This window comes from Occultella gossypii (assembly GCF_019947135.1).
Taxonomy (GTDB): Bacteria; Actinomycetota; Actinomycetes; order Actinomycetales; family Beutenbergiaceae; genus Occultella; species Occultella gossypii.
In genome coordinates this window covers 132,355-147,760 of sequence record NZ_JAGSHT010000015.1, presented here as the reverse complement: position 1 = coordinate 147,760, position 15,406 = coordinate 132,355, and the positions used below count along the sequence as shown (strand labels likewise).

The window sequence follows — 15,406 nt, the reverse complement described above, 5'->3', positions numbered from 1 at the left end:
ACGGTGAGGGCGCGTGAGCAATCAACAGTTCCCGCCGTCCGGGCAGGGGTATCCGCAGCAGCCCCCTCAAGGCCAGCAGCCGTTCCACGGGCACCAGCAGCCGCCTCCGGGACAGCAGCAGTTCCAAGGGCAACAGCAGCATTTCCACGGGCAGCAGGGTTACGGCTATGGCGCCGCACCCCCACAGCCGGCCGTGGCCGCGCCAGCGGCCCAGTACGCCCCGATGCCGCAGAGCCAGTTCATGCCGGTGCGCCCGCCGGCGCCGGTGCGCCGGCGACGGATCGCGGCGGAGGTGGTCCTGCTCTCGGTCGGCGTGGCGGCACTACTGTTCGTCGTGTTCCTCTTCACGCTCTCGTTCGGTACCGGCTCCACGCTCCAAGCATTCATACTCGCCCTGATCCCACTGTTGATCGTCGGCAGCGCGGTGCTGCTCGTGGACCGGTGGGAACCCGAGCCGCGGCTGCTGCTCATCGTCGCGTTCGTGTGGGGCGGTGGGGTCGCCGTGTTCATGTCGAGCCTCCTGAACTCCGTCGTCGGCCCGGCGCTCGCCGACGCGCTCGGCACCGGGCTCGACCCTGACGCGGCGAGCGCGATCCTCGGGGCGCCGGTCGTGGAGGAGTTCTGGAAGGGCCTCGGCCTGCTGCTCATCTTCCTGCTCCGTCGGCGCCAGTTCAACGGTCCGGTGGATGGGATCGTGTACGCGTCGGTGATCGCGGCCGCGTTCGCGTTCGTGGAGAACATCCAGTACTTCGCGGTCTACGAGGAGACCGTCACCGGCACGTTCATCATCCGCGGCCTGGTCTCGCCGTTCGGGCACCTCATCTACACCGCCTGCATGGGGCTCGCCCTCGGTCTCGCCTCGCGGAGCCGGAACAAGGCGGCCTGGGTGTGGATGATGCCGCTCGGGTATGTGGCTGCGGCGCTGCTGCACGGCCTGTGGAACGGCCTGGCGACCTTCCTCGGCGGCGGCATCGGCGCCCTGGTCATCCTGGTGGTGTTCGTGAACTGGCTGCCGCTGGCGGTCTGGGCGTTCATCGTGGTCTGGCTGCGCCGCAAGGAGATCGAGGTGCTGCGGTCGCGGCTCTCGGACTACGTCCCGTCCGGGTGGATCGCCCCGCACGAGGTGGACATGCTCTCCTCGCTCCGGGCCCGCAAGCAGGCCCGGGACTGGGCGTCCCGCGGTGGGCCGACCGGCGCCAAGGCCATGAAGGAGTTCCAGCGCGCGGCGGTTGCGCTCGCGTACGCGCGCCAGGACCTGTACACCGGCCACACCGGGATCCGGGCCCGTCAGGACGAACTCGCGCTCCTCGAGGACGTCGGGCGCTCGCGCGCCCAGTTCCGGGCCGCTGTCGGCGCGTGAGCGGGCCCGAACGTGCCCAGCCGACTCGACATCGTTCGGCGATTGCGCTCACGGCTTAGCACTCACCTTGACCGAGTGCTAATCGACGCCTAGATTCTGACACGAAGGCTGCATCGCAAGATGCAGCGTTCCCCATGCAGGCTCAGGTGGCGTCCGACCCCCGCGACGGCGGACTCGGCCAGGGGCTGCGGGAAGCTCTGTCCTGTTCAACACACTCACGCGAAGGGGAGGTCCGCAGTGTCGGTCTCCATCAAGCCGCTCGAGGACCGGATCGTCGTCAAGACGCTCGAGGCCGAGCAGACCACCGCGTCCGGACTTGTCATCCCGGACACCGCCAAGGAGAAGCCCCAGGAGGGCGAGGTCCTGGCCATCGGCCCGGGCCGCGTCGACGACAACGGCAACCGCGTCCCGCTGGACGTCGCCGTTGGTGACACGGTGATCTACAGCAAGTACGGCGGCACCGAGGTCAAGTACGCGGGCGAGGAGTTCCTCATCCTGTCCGCGCGCGACATCCTCGCAGTCGTCGAGAAGTAAGTCAGCGCCTGACGCACACGAAGGCTCGGCCCCCGCACGGGGGCCGAGCCTTCGTCGGTCGTGGAGGCGCCAGGGTCAGGCGCCGGCCGGGGCGTCAGCTCGCGGCGGGCACGTGCTCATTGGCCAGGATTGCGGCGCGGTCGTCCTCGGAGAGACCGCCCCAGACGCCGTACGGCTCGCGCACCCGCAGGGCGTGCTCGCGGCACTGTTGAATCACGGGGCAGGTGGCGCAGACGGCCTTGGCGCCCGCGTCCCTGCGGCGCCTCGACGACCCGCGCTCGCCCTCGGGATGGAAGAACTGCTCGGTTCCGACGTCCCGGCAGGCCCCCTCGTACTGCCACTCCCAGAGATCCATCACAGGTCCGGGAAGCCGCGATAGCTCAGCCACGGTGTGTCCTTCCGTTGAAGCGTTTGATCGTTCATGCCAGTGCGAACCAACGTACAACCGCTTCAGAAGTTATTCAAGACCCTTTCAGAACTGATTCACGCCGCGTGGCAAAAGTTGTTCGATCCCATCCGTCCGTTTACCCTCGAGACAGTGGCCGATCTACGGCCGAGCCAGAGGAAGGAGCGCCGGTGGTGGCGGCCCGTTCACGAACCGATGCTCCGAGTGCTGATGACGGGATCCGTCTGACGGTCGCCGCGGTCGCGGCGCGCCTGGGCGTCGCCGCGCCGACGCTGCGGACCTGGGACCGCCGCTACGGCCTGGGTCCCTCCGGCCACGCCGCGGGCAGTCACCGCCGGTACAACGCCAGCGACATCAGCCGGCTGGAGACGATGCGCCGGCTGACCCTGGAGGGGATGGCCCCCGCGGACGCCGCGCGACTCGCCACCCGCGGTGGGTTGTCCGCGGTGGAATCGGCCATCGAGGTGCGCGACGGGAGCGGCCCCCGTGGGCGCCGTGCCGCACCCGAGGCGGATCGGCTCCCGGGCTCGGACCTCGACGACGGCCCGACCCTCGAGATCGTCGACCCGCTCTCCCTGGCCGCCGCCGCCGTCGAGTCCGACGAGGGCCGAGTGCGGCGCCTGGTCCGCAGAGCGGCGTTCGGGACCTCCATCCTCGGGGCATGGCGCACGCTGGTGCTGCCCGCCCTCGAACTCCTGGCCGGGCGCGACCACGCCGACCGGCCCGGACACGATCCCGAGTTCGTGCTGCGGGGGGCGATGCTGGCCGCGGTACGCGAGTTCGGGAGCACGACGAGCGGCTCCAGCGGTGACGTACTGGTCCTCGCCGAGCCCGCCATGCACGTGGAGGCGCACGTCCTGGCCGGCGAGCTCAGCCACCGCGGCCTGCCCGCTCGGGTCGTCCGCCCGCGCGCGCGGACCGTTGCCGACGCGGTCGCGGTGGTGCACCAGCGCGGCATGCGCCTGGTCGTGCTGCTGGGCGAACCCGACGGCGCGGGCGAGGTCGCCGCGGACGTGACCGCCTCGGGGGAGCACGTCTTCGTCATCGCCCACACCCGCACCGCGGCCGACCTCCCGGACGTGCACCGAGCCCGCACCCTGGCCGGCGCGGTCCACGAGATCGAGAGCCTTCTGAGCGAGGTACCTCACACCGGGAATCAGGCTGGGGACGGTTAGACTCGTGGAGTGACTGAGCCTCTCGCCGTATCCACCGCCTCAGACCCGTTCGGCTTCGTCGGCCTCACCTACGACGACGTCCTCCTCCTGCCCGGAGAGACGGATGTCATCCCGAGCGATGCGGTCACCAGGACCCGCCTGACCCGTGGCATCGAGTTGGCCATCCCGCTCGTCTCCGCAGCGATGGACACCGTCACGGAGGCGCGGATGGCGATCGCCATGGCCCGCCAGGGGGGCATCGGGATCCTGCACCGCAACCTGCCGATCGAGGCCCAGGCGGCCCAGGTGGACCTGGTCAAGCGGTCCGAGTCGGGCATGGTCACCAACCCGCTCACGATCGGGCCGGACGCCAGCCTTGCCGAGATGGACGCGCTCTGCGGCAAGTACCGCGTCTCCGGCCTGCCCGTGGTGGACGAGGCCGGAGTGCTGCTCGGCATCATCACGAACCGGGACATCCGCTTCGTCGAGTCCGCCGCGTTCACCGGCACCCCGGTGCGCGAGGTGATGACGCCGATGCCGCTGGTCACCGGGCACGTCGGGATCTCCTCCGACGACGCCGTCGCGCTGCTCGGCAAGCACAAGATCGAGAAGCTGCCGCTGGTGGACGACGCCGGGGTGTTGCAGGGCCTGATCACCGTGAAGGACTTCGTCAAGTCCGAGCAGTACCCGCTCGCCACCAAGGACGCGGAGGGTCGACTGATGGTCGGCGCCGCGGTCGGGTTCTTCGGGGACGCCTGGGAGCGCGTCGTCGCGCTGGTCGAGGCCGGTGTGGACGTGCTCGTGGTGGACACCGCGAACGGGCACGCCCGCCTCATGCTGGACATGGTCCGCCGGCTCAAGTCGGACCCGGCCACCGCGCACGTCCAGGTGATCGGCGGCAACGTCGCCACCCGGGAGGGCGCCCAGGCGCTCGTCGACGCGGGGGTCGACGCCGTGAAGGTGGGCGTCGGCCCGGGCTCGATCTGTACCACCCGGGTGGTCGCCGGTGTCGGTGTGCCGCAGGTGACGGCGATCTACCAGGCCTCCCTCGCGTGCAAGCCGGCCGGGGTCCCGGTGATCGGCGACGGCGGACTGCAGTTCTCGGGCGACATCGCCAAGGCGTTGGTCGCCGGAGCGGACAGCGTGATGATCGGTGGGCTGCTCGCCGGCTGCGACGAGTCACCGGGCGACCTGGTGTTCGTGAACGGCAAGCAGTACAAGCGCTACCGGGGGATGGCGTCCCTCGGTGCGATGCAGTCCCGCGGGGACCGGCGGTCCTTCTCCAAGGACCGCTACTTCCAGGGCGACGTCTCCGACGATGACGTCATCACCGAGGGCATCGAGGGCCAGGTGCCCTACCGCGGCCCGCTCGCTCAGGTGGCGCACCAGCTGACCGGTGGGCTGCACCAGTCGATGTTCTACGTCGGCGCCCGCACCATCCCCGAGCTGCAGGCGCGTGGGAAGTTCGTGCGGATCACGTCCGCAGGGCTGAAGGAGTCGCACCCGCACGACGTGCAGATGGTTGCCGAGGCACCGAACTACTACACCAGCAACTGAGCTCGTCGCGTCCGGCCGCCACGGTCTGGCCGGTGCGCGCTCAGGCCGAGAGTGTCTCCGGGACGGTGCACAACGGCCACTCCACGGTGAGCGCCCCGGGCAGGCCCCGCCCGGCGCGGTCGGCGTTGAAGTCCTCGGCCCAGGACCGATGCTGCTCGGTCTGCCAGCGTTGCAGTTCCGGGAGTGTGCGGGCCGCCAACTCGGGGTGGCGCCGGGCCTGCTCCGCGAGCACGTCCAGGGTGGCGGCCACGTCGACATCGGCGGTGTGCAGCTCGCCCTGTTCCTGAACGCCGTAGTGCCCGCAGAGGTCGACGAGCTTGCGTTTGCCGAGACGATGCCGCTCGAGCCCGCGGTCCAGCACGAGCGGGTCGAGGACCGGGGCGAGCGGACTGCCCAGGCGCTCTCCGATCGTGAGCATGCCGTGCCGTTCGAGTTCCCGCTCGACGATGGTCAGGTCGAACGAGGCGTTGAAGGCCACCACGGGCACCCCGTGCCGGAACGCGGCGACGAGCTCGGCGGAGATCTGCGCGAGAGCCACCGCGGGAGCCATGCCGTGGGCGTGCGCGTACGCGGTGGAGATCCCATGGATCGCCGCCGCCTCCTCGGGGATCTCCACGCCAGGATCGATCAGCCACGTGCGCTGCTGGGTGCCGCCCGGTCCGCGACCGACCAGCGCCGCGCTGACGATCCGGTCCTTGAAGGGGTTCACGCCGGTGGTCTCGGTGTCGAAGCCGAGGAACGGGCCGTCGATCCACGTGCGCTCGTGCCTGGTGGGCGCCTGGTCCGTCGGCTTCGTGGTCATCGATGTGCTCCTCGCGATCTGATGACGAGACTGCCACGGCCCGCCGACATCGTCGACGAGGCTCGCGCTGGAGTGCCCAGGTGGGCCCGCGTCCGGCGGAGGGCAGCCGTCCGGAACGAGTAGCCTGCTGGGTGTGAGCAACGAGATCGAGATCGGCCGAGGCAAGCGGGGACGCCGTGCCTATTCCTTCGACGACATCGCGGTGGTGCCGTCCCGGCGCACCCGTGACCCGGAGGAGGTCTCGGTCTCCTGGCAGATCGACGCCTATCAGGTCGAGCTCCCGGTGCTCGCGGCGCCGATGGACTCCGTGATGAGTCCGGCGACGGCGATCGGGCTCGGGAACCTCGGCGGGATCGGGGTGCTCGACCTGGAGGGCCTGTGGACCCGGTACGAGGATCCGGAGCCGCTGCTCGCCGAGATCGCGGAGCTGCCGGTGGACGGGGCGACCGGGCGGATGCAGGAGCTGTACTCGGCGCCGATCATCCCCGAGCTGATCACCGGCCGGCTCAAGGAGATCCGTGCTGCCGGAGTCACGGTCGCCGGCGCGCTCTCCCCGCAGCGCACCCAGGAGCACTGGCGCACGGTCGTCGACGCCGGCGTGGACCTGTTCGTGATCCGGGGCACCACCGTGTCGGCCGAACACGTCTCCGGCAACGCTGAGCCCCTGAACCTCAAGCGATTCATCTACGAACTGGACGTGCCGGTCATCGTCGGCGGCGCGTCCACCTACACGGCTGCGTTGCACCTGATGCGCACGGGTGCCGCAGGCGTGCTCGTCGGCTTCGGGGGCGGCGCCGCGCACACCACCCGGCAGACCCTCGGCATCCACGCGCCGATGGCGAGTGCGGTCGCGGACGTCGCCGCGGCCCGCCGGGACTACCTCGACGAGTCCGGCGGCCGGTACGTGCACGTGATCGCCGACGGTGGCGTGGGCCGCAGCGGCGACCTCGTCAAGGCGATCGGCTGCGGCGCGGACGCCGTGATGCTCGGTGCGGCGCTGGCCCGGGCGAGCGAGGCGCCCGGCGGCGGCTGGCACTGGGGCCCGGAGGCCCATCACCCGCACCTGCCCCGTGGTGAGCGCGTCCGAGTGGGCACCGTGGGAACCCTGGAGGAGATCCTGCTCGGCCCCGGCACCAGGGCCGACGGCACCCTGAACCTGTTCGGCGCGCTCCGCCGGGCGATGGCCACCACCGGATACTCCGACCTCAAGGAGTTCCAGCGCGTCGAGGTCGTCGTCTCCCCGTACAGCCCACGCTGACGTCGGTGAGTGCCTCCGACGCGTCGGCCGACGCTCGGCAGCCGGGTCCGCAGCCGGCGGTCCGGGAGGCGCTCGACGCGGACTCCGAGCGCATCATCGAACTCTGGCACGCGTGCGGGCTGACCCGCCCGTGGAACGATCCGGCGACGGATCTGGGCCAGGCGCGGGTGGGTGAGACGTCGACCGTGCTGGTGCTCGAGACGCCCGACGGCGTGGCCGGGACGGTGATGGTCGGGCTCGACGGGCACCGGGGCTGGGTCTACTACCTCGCCGTCGACCCGGTGCAGCGAGGGCTTGGCCACGGCCGCCGCCTGATGGTCGCCGCGGAGGCGTGGCTGCTCGGCGAGGGGGCTCGGAAGGTGCAACTGATGGTCCGAGAGGGCAACGACGTCAACGGGTTCTACGAGGCCCTCGGCTACGCCGATCAGGGCACCCAGGTGCTCGGACGTTGGCTCGAGGAGCCGGCGGAGCGACCACAGAACTGACGCCGAACCGCTCGACCGGTGCTGCGCCGTCGGGCAGGTGTCAGCCGACCAGCGCGACCGTGAGCGCGACGATCGCGATCAGCGGAGCTACGCCCTGCACGGCTGCGGCGCGGGCCATAGCCCGGTTGCGGGTCACCAGCACGACGGCGGCCAGCACCATGGAGCCCGCGCCGGCGAACACCAGCGCGGCGCCCGGGCCGGTGACCCCGACGGCGAGCATCACGATGCCGGTCGCGCTCATCACCGCGAGGAAGAGGTTGTAGAAGCCCTGGTTGTAGGCGAGGTCCGCGGACGAGGCGGCCTGCTCGGGGGTGGTGGCGAACGTGGCGCGTCCACGCGGGGTGTTCCACGCGAACGACTCGAGCACGAAGATGTAGACGTGCACCAGGGCGGCCAGCCCGGCGAATACCTGCGCGAGCACCAGCATGAGGCTCCCGTCTCCGCCTACCGGCGCCGATCGCCGATGTCGCACAGCCTTGCAGCCCGGCCGCGGCGACCCGCACCGACACGCGGTGCGATCAGGTGCGGACCCGCCAGCTCGCCACGGCGGCGGCCGCCGCGCCGAGTGCCTCGTCGAGCGGCTCGACCTGCGGGTACCAGGTGCGTTCCCACTCCAACGAGACCGGGCCGCGGTAGCCACCCTCCGCCAAGAGGTCGAGGACCTCGCCCATGGGAACGACGCCCGACCCCTGCAGGACGGGCGTGGTGTCGGCGGCGCTGACGGTGTCCTTGATCTGGACGTAGCCGCGGCCGTCGCGCAGGTGGGGGAGCAGGGCGCCGGCGGTGTCCTTCGGGAGCTCGCCGACGCGCCACGGGTGCAGCGCGTCCCAGATGGCGCCGACCCGGTGGTCCGGGTACTCGGCGCCGAGGAGGTCGAGCACCCTCGCGAGGTCGACGCCACGCGGGTGGGAGTCGTGGGTCTCGAGCAACGGCCGGACACCCAGGTCGGACGCGACCGGGAGCGCGGCCGCCAGCCGGCGGACGATCCGGGCGTCGGCTGCGGCCGTGTCCTCGAGCAGCCGCGGCAACTCGTCCTTGGCTGCCGGGTGGGCCGGGGCGCCCGGGAACACCCGGACGAAGGCGGCACCGAGCTCGTCGGCCAGGTGCAGATGGGCGATGAGGGCGGCGACCACCGACTCGTCGTCGGTGTCCGCACCCGCGCGGATGCCGCTCGCCACCGCGAGGACCTCGATGCCCGCGGCCTCCAGGTCCTCGCGGATGCGTGCTCGCTCGGCCGTGCTCAGACCGGTGTGGATCAGTGCGTCCGGGGCTGCGCGCAACTCGATCACGTCGACGTCGTGACGGGTGACCACGTCGATCACGGTCGCGAGGTCGTCACCCGGGGCACCGAGCGTGGAAGCACCGAGGCGCCAGTGTCCACCGGTCACGCCATCACTCCCATCGTGTCGGACGTGACCTCTTCCTCGGCGGGCAGACCCTCGGTGTACCGGGCCAGTTCGGTGAGTGCGCGGCGACTCATCAGCCGTGTCTCCGCCCCGAGCGATCCAGCGATGTGGGGCGTGATCATCACGTTCGGGAGGTCGTAGAGGATGGATCCAGCAGGTAGCGGCTCGGGATCGGTCACGTCGAGGATCGCGTCGAGCCGCCCCGAGGAGCACTCCGCCTCGAGCGCCGTGGTGTCCACCAGGGAGCCCCGTGAGGTATTGATCAGGGTCGCGCCGTCGCGCATCAGTGCGAGCTGGGGTGCCGCGAGCATGTGGCGCGTGCTCGGCAACTGCGGGGCGTGGACGCTCACCACGTCCGAACTGGTCAGTAGCTCATCGAGCTCGACGCGTCGAGCCCCGGCCGCCGCGATCCGATCCGCGTCGACGAACGGGTCGTAGACGAGCGTCTGGACCTGAAGGCTGAGCAGCCGCTGCGCCACCCGTGCGCCGATCCGGGAGAACCCGATCAGGCCGATCGTGCGGTCGACGTTACCGAGCTGCGCGCGGTTGCGGTGCTTGTAGGCCCAGTCCTCGCGGTGGCTGCGGGCGGCCTGCGCGAGGAACGGGGCCTTCTTGCCGGCGAACACGATGGCCGCGAAGGTGAACTGCGCGACCGGCTCGGCGTTCTCCTCGGCGGCCGTCGTCACGCGGATCCCGCGGGCCCAGAGTTCGTCGGAGACGAGGGATCGCACGGTGCCCGCACAGTGGAAGACCGCCTGCAGTCGCGGCGCGGCGGCCAGGCGATCGCCGTCCAGCCTCGGGCAGCCCCACGACGTGATCAGTACCTCGGCGTCGGCGAGGCGGGCCCGCGCAGCGGGCGAGTCGAGTTCGGACAGGGGGCTCGGGTCGGGACCGACGTCGGCCAGCGTGTGCAGGCGCTCGAGCTCGGCAGGGCCGAACTGCTCCGGGAAGACCCGGTCCTGCATCACGATTAGGGCCTTGGGCCGGTGGCGCGGTGACATGGTTCCTCGTATCCCATCGTCGGGGTGAGTGAGCGCATCCCAGCATCGGGGACGTGCGTGAGTCTGACTCGATTAGATCAAGTACGATCATGAACGTTACATGACGATCCGCATGGTAGCGGACTGATCATCGGTTCGTGCCGTGGCGCGGATCTGCACCGTTCGTGGACTGGAGCATCGAAGATGGACGACGACTCAGCGGACGGCCCGTCCGTCCTCCTGCCTGAAGAGCGGCGTGAGCGGCTCATCGCACTGCTCCAGGACGGTGCCACGCATCGCATCAATACGCTTGCCGTGAGGCTCGGCGTCACCGCCGTGACGGTGCGCCGGGACGTGGGGCTGCTTGCGGACGAGGGTCAGGTGCACCGGGTCCGTGGCGGGGTACGGCAGGTGCGGATGGCGGCGGAGGCCGGCCGGCGGCCAGCCGATCCGTCGGGCCTCGTGCTCGGCATGGTGGTGCCGACCCTGCGTCACAACTACTGGCCGGAGGTGGCCAGGGGAGCGACTGCGGCGGCCGAGGAGCATGGTGCGACCATCGCGTTGCGGGGCTCGACCTATGAGCAGGCCGAGTACCGCAAGGATGTCGAGGGTCTGCTTGAGACCACGCATGTGGACGGGCTGGTCCTGGCTCCGGACCCGCGGGTGGCCCAGCCGGATCTGGGGGAGTGGCTCGCGTCGCTCGGCGTGCCGGTGGTGCTGGCGGAGCGGCAGTTCGAGGTCGGGCGGTACGCACAGCCGATCGAGGCGGCGTCGACCGACCACGAACTCGGTGGGGTGCTGGCAGCCCGCTACCTGCACGCCCGCGGACACCGGAGGATCGCGCTCATGGTCTCCGACTCGGTCACCGCGAGCCCGCTGCGGCAGGGCTGGCAGGCGGCCTGCGAGGAACTCGGACTGTCGATCGAGGACGCGCCCGACGCCACGATCAGGGTCTACGCCGACGCCGGCTGGCGGCCGGCTCTCGACGAGTTCATCGAGCAGATGCGGACGTGCGCTACCACCGCGGTGCTCGTGCATCCGGACGACGATGCTCTCGAGCTCGTCGGCCGCTGCGCCGAACTGGGCATTCGGGTGCCCGACGACCTCTCGGTGATCAGCTACAACGATGAGGTCGCCAACCTGGCCTCGCCCGCGATCACCGCCATGAGCCCACCGAAGGCGATGATCGGGCGGTACGCCGTCGAACTGATGCTCTCCAGGCTCGCGCCCGGGGGCTCCGACCTGCCCGTCCGGCGGGTCATGCTCACTCCGGTACTCAACGAGCGTGCCTCCACGGCGCGGGTATGACGTCTCGCCGTGCGAGATTGCCGCGCACGACTGAACACGCGTGAACAGCGATGCTCAGGAGTGAGCAACCTGAGGCAACAAACGGCAACAAGGCCGGGTCAGACCCGCGGCGTGGCTAGCGTCACGGTTGAAGCCCTCCGCGTCCATCGTCGGACCCGGACCCCGACAAGTACACAGACCTCCGCACACGTGGAATCCGCAGGTCCTCCGGCGGCACGATCGGTGCCAGCGGTTCACCCTCACATGGGTTGGGTCAGAGCACCCTCCCAGATCCGAAAGGACAAGCAATGACGCTTCGCAGACGAGACTTCCTGGCCGCATCCGGTGTGTCCCTCTCCGCGCTCGCCCTGGCCGCCTGCTCCGGTGGCGGTAGCGGTAGTGGCGGCGGCAACGGTGGTGGTGGTGGTGAGATCTCACTTCTCACCCCTGAGTTCGCGGGCACCACGGGGAAGGCCGCCCTCGAGGAGGGCATCCTCGACGGCTTCTTCGAGGGCACCGACTTCTCCTACAAGGTGGACTACACCGACTGGACGAAGCTGAACGAGAAGTTGTCCACCTCGGTGGCCGGCGGCCTGGTGGCCGACATGATCATGCCGGGTGCGGGCTGGGTCGAGCCGTTCGCGCACAAGGGTGTCCTGGCCGAACTGCCCGAGTCACTGCTGGATGGGCTCCCGGTCAACGAGAACCTGCTGAGCCAGTGCCGCTACGAGGGCGCGCTGCATGCGCTGCCGTTCTTCGTCGACGGGCGGATCTGCATCTACAACAAGGAGATGTTCGACAACGCCGGCATCACCGAAGTCCCCACGAACCTGGACGACCTGCGTGAGGTCCTGAAGGAGGTCACGCCGGCCGGGGGAGTGGGCATCGATCTGTTCTCCTCGAACATCCGCCAGACCTGGAGCCACCTCCTCGGCTGCTACGGCGGGACGCTGTTCAACGAGGACGGCACCGAGGTGGCGTTCACCGATGGCACCGGTCTGGCCGCGCTGCAGTACATGCTCGACCTCGTCGCCGACGGCACCGCTAACTTCGACGTCAAGGGCGCCGAGGGCCAGCCCCGCCCCTGGCAGCAGGGACAGGCGGCCGTCGACCTGCTCAACTCGAGCCTCTGGCCGTCCTTCACCGAGCAGAGTCCGGACCTGGTGACGGAGGACGCGATGGGCATGTTCCTCCTGCCGTCCGCGGAGGCCGGCGGCGACCCGGTGATGTGGACCGGAGGAACCCTGCTGACGATGTCCTCCCGGACCGAGAACCCGGAGAAGGTCCAGGAGCTGCTGAGCTACATGCTCGAGGCCGAGCCCTTGCTGACCGCGGTCACCGAGAGCGGGAAGGTGCCGGCTCGGACCGACATCGACGACCCCGTCGTGACCGAGAACCTCATGGCGCAGTACACCGTCGAGAACTTCGGCTACGCCACCGCGTTCGAGGGGGGCAGCCCCGCCTGGATGGAGATCCGTGGCCTGGTTGCACCCGAGCTCGAGGCGGCCGTGACCGGACAGAAGACCGCGGAGCAGGCCCTCGACGCCCTTGCCGCGGCCGCCCAGGACGCGCTCTCGCGCGTCTGAGCAGGACGATCGTCAGGAGTACCCGAATGAGTACCAACACGGTCGACAGGCAGGCCTTGTCCAAGCCGCCCGCACGGCGGCGAGGCGCCACGTTGACACAGCGGCAGGGGCGTTGGGGGTTGTTGTTCGCTGCCCCGGCGACGGTTCATATCGCCTTGTGGACCGGGCTGCCTGTCATCGTGTCGATCATCCTGAGCTTCACGAACTACGACATGTTGAACCCGCCGGAGTTCTCGGGGATCGAGAACTACGTGACGTTGGCGAACGATCCGGTGTTCTGGAAGGCGCTGGGGAACAACTTCATCATGGCGATCGTCGGGATTCCGATCTCGATGCTGATCTCCTTGGCGTTGGCCGTGATGCTGAACCAGGGCCTGCGCGGCAACTCGATCTTCCGAACTGCCGTGTTCCTACCGCACGTCACAGCGACCGTGGCGATCGCGATGATCTGGCTGTGGATCTACTCGCCAGGCGGTAACGGGCTGTTCAACATCGTCCTGAGCTTCTTCGGGCTGCCCAACCAGGCGTTCCTCGCCAGTCCGTCGCAGGCGCTGGCGTCGGTCATCCTGGTGACGATCTGGCAGGGCATCGGGTTGAAGATGATGATCTACCTGGCCTCGCTGCAGGGGATCGATCAGCAGCTGTACGAGGCTGCGGATATCGATGGTGCGTCCGCGGTGCAGAAGTTCTTCCGCATCACGATCCCGATGCTCAAGCCCGTGACGTTCTTCATCCTGGTGACCTCGATCGTGGGGAACTTCCAGACCTTCGACCTGATCTACAACCTGACCAATGGTGGTCCGGCGAACTCAACGACAGTCATCACATATCAGATCTATCAGACGGCGTTCCAGCAGTTCCGGATGGGGCTGGCCACCGCGCAGTCGGTCGTGCTCCTGGTGGTGCTGGTCGTCCTGACCATCGTCTCGAGAAAGGTCACGGGTGGTAAGGATGACTGACACCGCCTTCCCCGGCACCATCGATGCGCCCGCCGGCACCGAGCAGCAGTCAGCGGAACTCAAGGCCGATCGACGGCAGGCGCGGCGCGCCAAGCAGGCCTCGGCGAGCAAGCAGCGCCGGATCTCCCGGTTCGCCCTGGCCATCTTCCTGATCGTCGTCTCGGTCGTGATGGCGATGCCGTTCGTCTGGATGTTCCTCACCTCGGTGCGTTCGTCGACGGAGATCTACTCGGCGGACATGCCGCTGTGGCCCTCGGAGTGGCACTGGGAGAACTTCACGGTGGCCCTGGAGAGGGCACCGTTCGGGATCTACGCCCGGAACTCCTTCATCATCGCTGCGGTGCATACCGTCTCGAACCTGGTGCTCGGGTCGATGGCAGGCTACGCGCTGGCCAAGATCAGGTTCCGTGGGGCGACACCGATCTTCGGCTTCATCCTGGCCTCGATGATGATCCCGTTCTATGCGATCGTCATTCCCGAGTTCCTGATGATCCGGTTCGTGCCGTTCGCCGGTGGCAACGACCTGTTCGGGCAGGGTGGCACGGGTTGGTATGACACCTGGTGGGCGTTGTTGATCCCGGCGCTGGTCTCACCGTTCAATATCTTCCTGTTCCGTCAGTTCTTCATCTCCACCCCAACGGAGTTGATGGAGGCCGCCCGGATCGACGGTGCCTCCGAGGTCCGCACGTTCGTGCAGATCATGGCGCCGCTGATCCGGCCCGGGATGCTCACGGTGGCGCTGCTCGCGTTCGAGGCCGGGTGGAACAACTTCCTTTGGCCGTTGCTGGTGACCTCGAGCACGAACCTGCGCACGATCCAGCTCGGGTTGTCGGTGTTCCGGCAGGAAGCGGGCACCGAGTTCAACCTCCTCATGGCCGGCACCACGATGGCCGCGGTCCCGATGATCGTCATGTTCTTCTTCTTCCAGAAGCAGTTCGTGAACGGGTTCGTCGGCTCTGGGATCAAATAGGGAACCCACCATGGATCTGAACAGGTTCCTACGGGTCCCGGCGGCGTTGATCGCGGCGAACTGGGCCGGGCTGCTCGGCGTGGTCAGCGTGGTCGGGGTGATCCCGGCGTTCGCCGGGAACGCCCGGGTGATGGCGGATCTGGATGAGCACGCCGATGTCTCCGGCCGCGTCGTGTTCGCCCAGATCCGTCGCACCACCCGGCGTGACCTGCCCGTCTCGCTGGCCTGGTGGGCCTACGTCCTGCTCGGCGCGGCGACGGCATGGCTCATGGTCACCGCGTTCGAGGGCGGCACCCGGGTCTTCTTCGTCGGCGTCCTGGTCCCGGTCTACTGGATCGTCGGCGCGCTGATCGGTGCCTACATCCGAGCCGCCGGCACCCTTGGTCTCGGCGCCAGCCGCGCCGCGGTCACCGCCGAAGCCGGACGGCTCGTCTTCACCGCCCCGGTCCGCACGCTCATGACGGTCCCGGTCGTGCTCGCCATGACCCCCGTCTGGGCACTCCCACCGATCACCATCGCGTGCGGACTCAGCCTGCCCGCCTGGGCACTCAGCAAGATCTGGGGGCCCACCACCACCGCCGCGCAACGCCGCGCCGAAACCGACACCAACCCCGACACCTGGAACCTCACACCCGCATGACGGTAGAAGGGCGCCCCTTCCG

General features: G+C 69.4%; 16 protein-coding genes. 11 read left to right on the top strand and 5 right to left on the bottom strand.

Translation table 11 applies throughout. The features are described from left to right. Positions 1 to 13: 13 nt before the first annotated feature. Positions 14 to 1,360 (top strand): PrsW family intramembrane metalloprotease, encoded by a 1,347-nt coding sequence (locus KCQ71_RS27000; RefSeq protein WP_223407845.1) that lies wholly within the window; start codon positions 14 to 16, stop codon positions 1,358 to 1,360. Between the two features lie 237 nt (positions 1,361 to 1,597). Next, complete coding sequence (groES, locus tag KCQ71_RS16470) at positions 1,598 to 1,894, top strand: co-chaperone GroES (RefSeq protein WP_154792965.1); 297 nt, start codon at positions 1,598 to 1,600, stop codon at positions 1,892 to 1,894. Between the two features lie 94 nt (positions 1,895 to 1,988). Here groES and KCQ71_RS16465 read toward each other — a convergent pair whose 3' ends face one another. Beyond that, positions 1,989 to 2,282 (bottom strand): WhiB family transcriptional regulator, encoded by a 294-nt coding sequence (locus tag KCQ71_RS16465; protein WP_223407843.1) that lies wholly within the window; start codon positions 2,280 to 2,282, stop codon positions 1,989 to 1,991. A 191-nt stretch (positions 2,283 to 2,473) separates the two neighbouring features. On the opposite strand from KCQ71_RS16465, the gene KCQ71_RS16460 reads away from it, so the two are divergent. Beyond that, on the top strand, positions 2,474 to 3,475 hold the full coding sequence (locus KCQ71_RS16460; protein WP_223407842.1) for a MerR family transcriptional regulator: 1,002 nt from the start codon (positions 2,474 to 2,476) through the stop codon (positions 3,473 to 3,475). A 9-nt stretch (positions 3,476 to 3,484) separates the two neighbouring features. Beyond that, complete coding sequence (gene guaB, locus KCQ71_RS16455) at positions 3,485 to 5,011, top strand: IMP dehydrogenase (RefSeq protein ID WP_223407840.1); 1,527 nt, start codon at positions 3,485 to 3,487, stop codon at positions 5,009 to 5,011. 40 nt (positions 5,012 to 5,051) lie between these two features. Here the strand turns inward: guaB and KCQ71_RS16450 are convergent, their stop codons facing one another. Then, positions 5,052 to 5,813 carry an exonuclease domain-containing protein gene (locus KCQ71_RS16450; RefSeq protein WP_223407838.1) on the bottom strand — a complete coding sequence of 254 codons (762 nt, stop codon included), beginning with the start codon at positions 5,811 to 5,813 and terminating at the stop codon, positions 5,052 to 5,054. Between the two features lie 133 nt (positions 5,814 to 5,946). Between KCQ71_RS16450 and KCQ71_RS16445 the strand changes: the two genes are divergently transcribed. Together KCQ71_RS16445 and KCQ71_RS16440 are read left to right on the top strand one after the other, a co-directional pair. Next, positions 5,947 to 7,071, top strand: coding sequence for a GuaB3 family IMP dehydrogenase-related protein (locus KCQ71_RS16445; protein WP_223407836.1), 1,125 nt, complete (start codon positions 5,947 to 5,949; stop codon positions 7,069 to 7,071). Between the two features lie 5 nt (positions 7,072 to 7,076). Next, the gene (locus tag KCQ71_RS16440; protein WP_223407834.1) at positions 7,077 to 7,556 is read left to right on the top strand and encodes a GNAT family acetyltransferase; all 480 of its coding nucleotides are present in this window, start codon (positions 7,077 to 7,079) and stop codon (positions 7,554 to 7,556) included. Between the two features lie 40 nt (positions 7,557 to 7,596). Here KCQ71_RS16440 and KCQ71_RS16435 read toward each other — a convergent pair whose 3' ends face one another. The 3 genes from KCQ71_RS16435 to KCQ71_RS16425 form a co-directional block, all read right to left on the bottom strand. Then, entirely contained in the window at positions 7,597 to 7,983 is a 387-nt protein-coding gene (locus KCQ71_RS16435; protein ID WP_223407832.1) for a DUF1304 domain-containing protein, read from the bottom strand. A gap of 91 nt (positions 7,984 to 8,074) precedes the next feature. Then, positions 8,075 to 8,944: a sugar phosphate isomerase/epimerase family protein gene (locus tag KCQ71_RS16430; protein WP_223407830.1), complete on the bottom strand. Its 870-nt coding sequence runs from the start codon at positions 8,942 to 8,944 to the stop codon at positions 8,075 to 8,077. After that, positions 8,941 to 9,963, bottom strand: coding sequence for a hydroxyacid dehydrogenase (locus KCQ71_RS16425; RefSeq protein ID WP_223407828.1), 1,023 nt, complete (start codon positions 9,961 to 9,963; stop codon positions 8,941 to 8,943). Before KCQ71_RS16425 ends, KCQ71_RS16430 begins: the two co-directional genes overlap by 4 nt. Positions 9,964 to 10,146: 183 nt before the next feature. Here KCQ71_RS16425 and KCQ71_RS16420 point away from each other — a divergent pair, with 183 nt between their 5' ends. The 5 genes from KCQ71_RS16420 to KCQ71_RS16400 all read left to right on the top strand — a co-directional run bounded on the left by KCQ71_RS16420 (position 10,147) and on the right by KCQ71_RS16400 (position 15,384). Next, positions 10,147 to 11,250 (top strand): substrate-binding domain-containing protein, encoded by a 1,104-nt coding sequence (locus KCQ71_RS16420; protein ID WP_223407826.1) that lies wholly within the window; start codon positions 10,147 to 10,149, stop codon positions 11,248 to 11,250. 287 nt (positions 11,251 to 11,537) lie between these two features. Further along, complete coding sequence (locus tag KCQ71_RS16415; protein WP_223407823.1) at positions 11,538 to 12,815, top strand: extracellular solute-binding protein; 1,278 nt, start codon at positions 11,538 to 11,540, stop codon at positions 12,813 to 12,815. Between the two features lie 179 nt (positions 12,816 to 12,994). Beyond that, on the top strand, positions 12,995 to 13,774 hold the full coding sequence (locus KCQ71_RS16410; protein WP_223407821.1) for a carbohydrate ABC transporter permease: 780 nt from the start codon (positions 12,995 to 12,997) through the stop codon (positions 13,772 to 13,774). Continuing rightward, positions 13,767 to 14,744: a carbohydrate ABC transporter permease gene (locus tag KCQ71_RS16405; protein WP_223407819.1), complete on the top strand. Its 978-nt coding sequence runs from the start codon at positions 13,767 to 13,769 to the stop codon at positions 14,742 to 14,744. Before KCQ71_RS16410 ends, KCQ71_RS16405 begins: the two co-directional genes overlap by 8 nt. Positions 14,745 to 14,754: 10 nt before the next feature. Then, positions 14,755 to 15,384 (top strand): hypothetical protein, encoded by a 630-nt coding sequence (locus KCQ71_RS16400; RefSeq protein ID WP_223407817.1) that lies wholly within the window; start codon positions 14,755 to 14,757, stop codon positions 15,382 to 15,384. Positions 15,385 to 15,406: the final 22 nt, after the last annotated feature.

Coding starts and splice junctions, on each gene's coding strand:
- KCQ71_RS16450 (WP_223407838.1), bottom strand. CDS start 5,813: ATGACCACGAAGCCGACGGACCAGGCGCCCACCAGGCACGAGCGCACG.
- KCQ71_RS16435 (WP_223407832.1), bottom strand. CDS start 7,983: ATGCTGGTGCTCGCGCAGGTATTCGCCGGGCTGGCCGCCCTGGTGCAC.
- KCQ71_RS16425 (WP_223407828.1), bottom strand. CDS start 9,963: ATGTCACCGCGCCACCGGCCCAAGGCCCTAATCGTGATGCAGGACCGG.
- KCQ71_RS16420 (WP_223407826.1), top strand. CDS start 10,147: ATGGACGACGACTCAGCGGACGGCCCGTCCGTCCTCCTGCCTGAAGAG.
- KCQ71_RS16415 (WP_223407823.1), top strand. CDS start 11,538: ATGACGCTTCGCAGACGAGACTTCCTGGCCGCATCCGGTGTGTCCCTC.
- KCQ71_RS16405 (WP_223407819.1), top strand. CDS start 13,767: ATGACTGACACCGCCTTCCCCGGCACCATCGATGCGCCCGCCGGCACC.
- KCQ71_RS16400 (WP_223407817.1), top strand. CDS start 14,755: ATGGATCTGAACAGGTTCCTACGGGTCCCGGCGGCGTTGATCGCGGCG.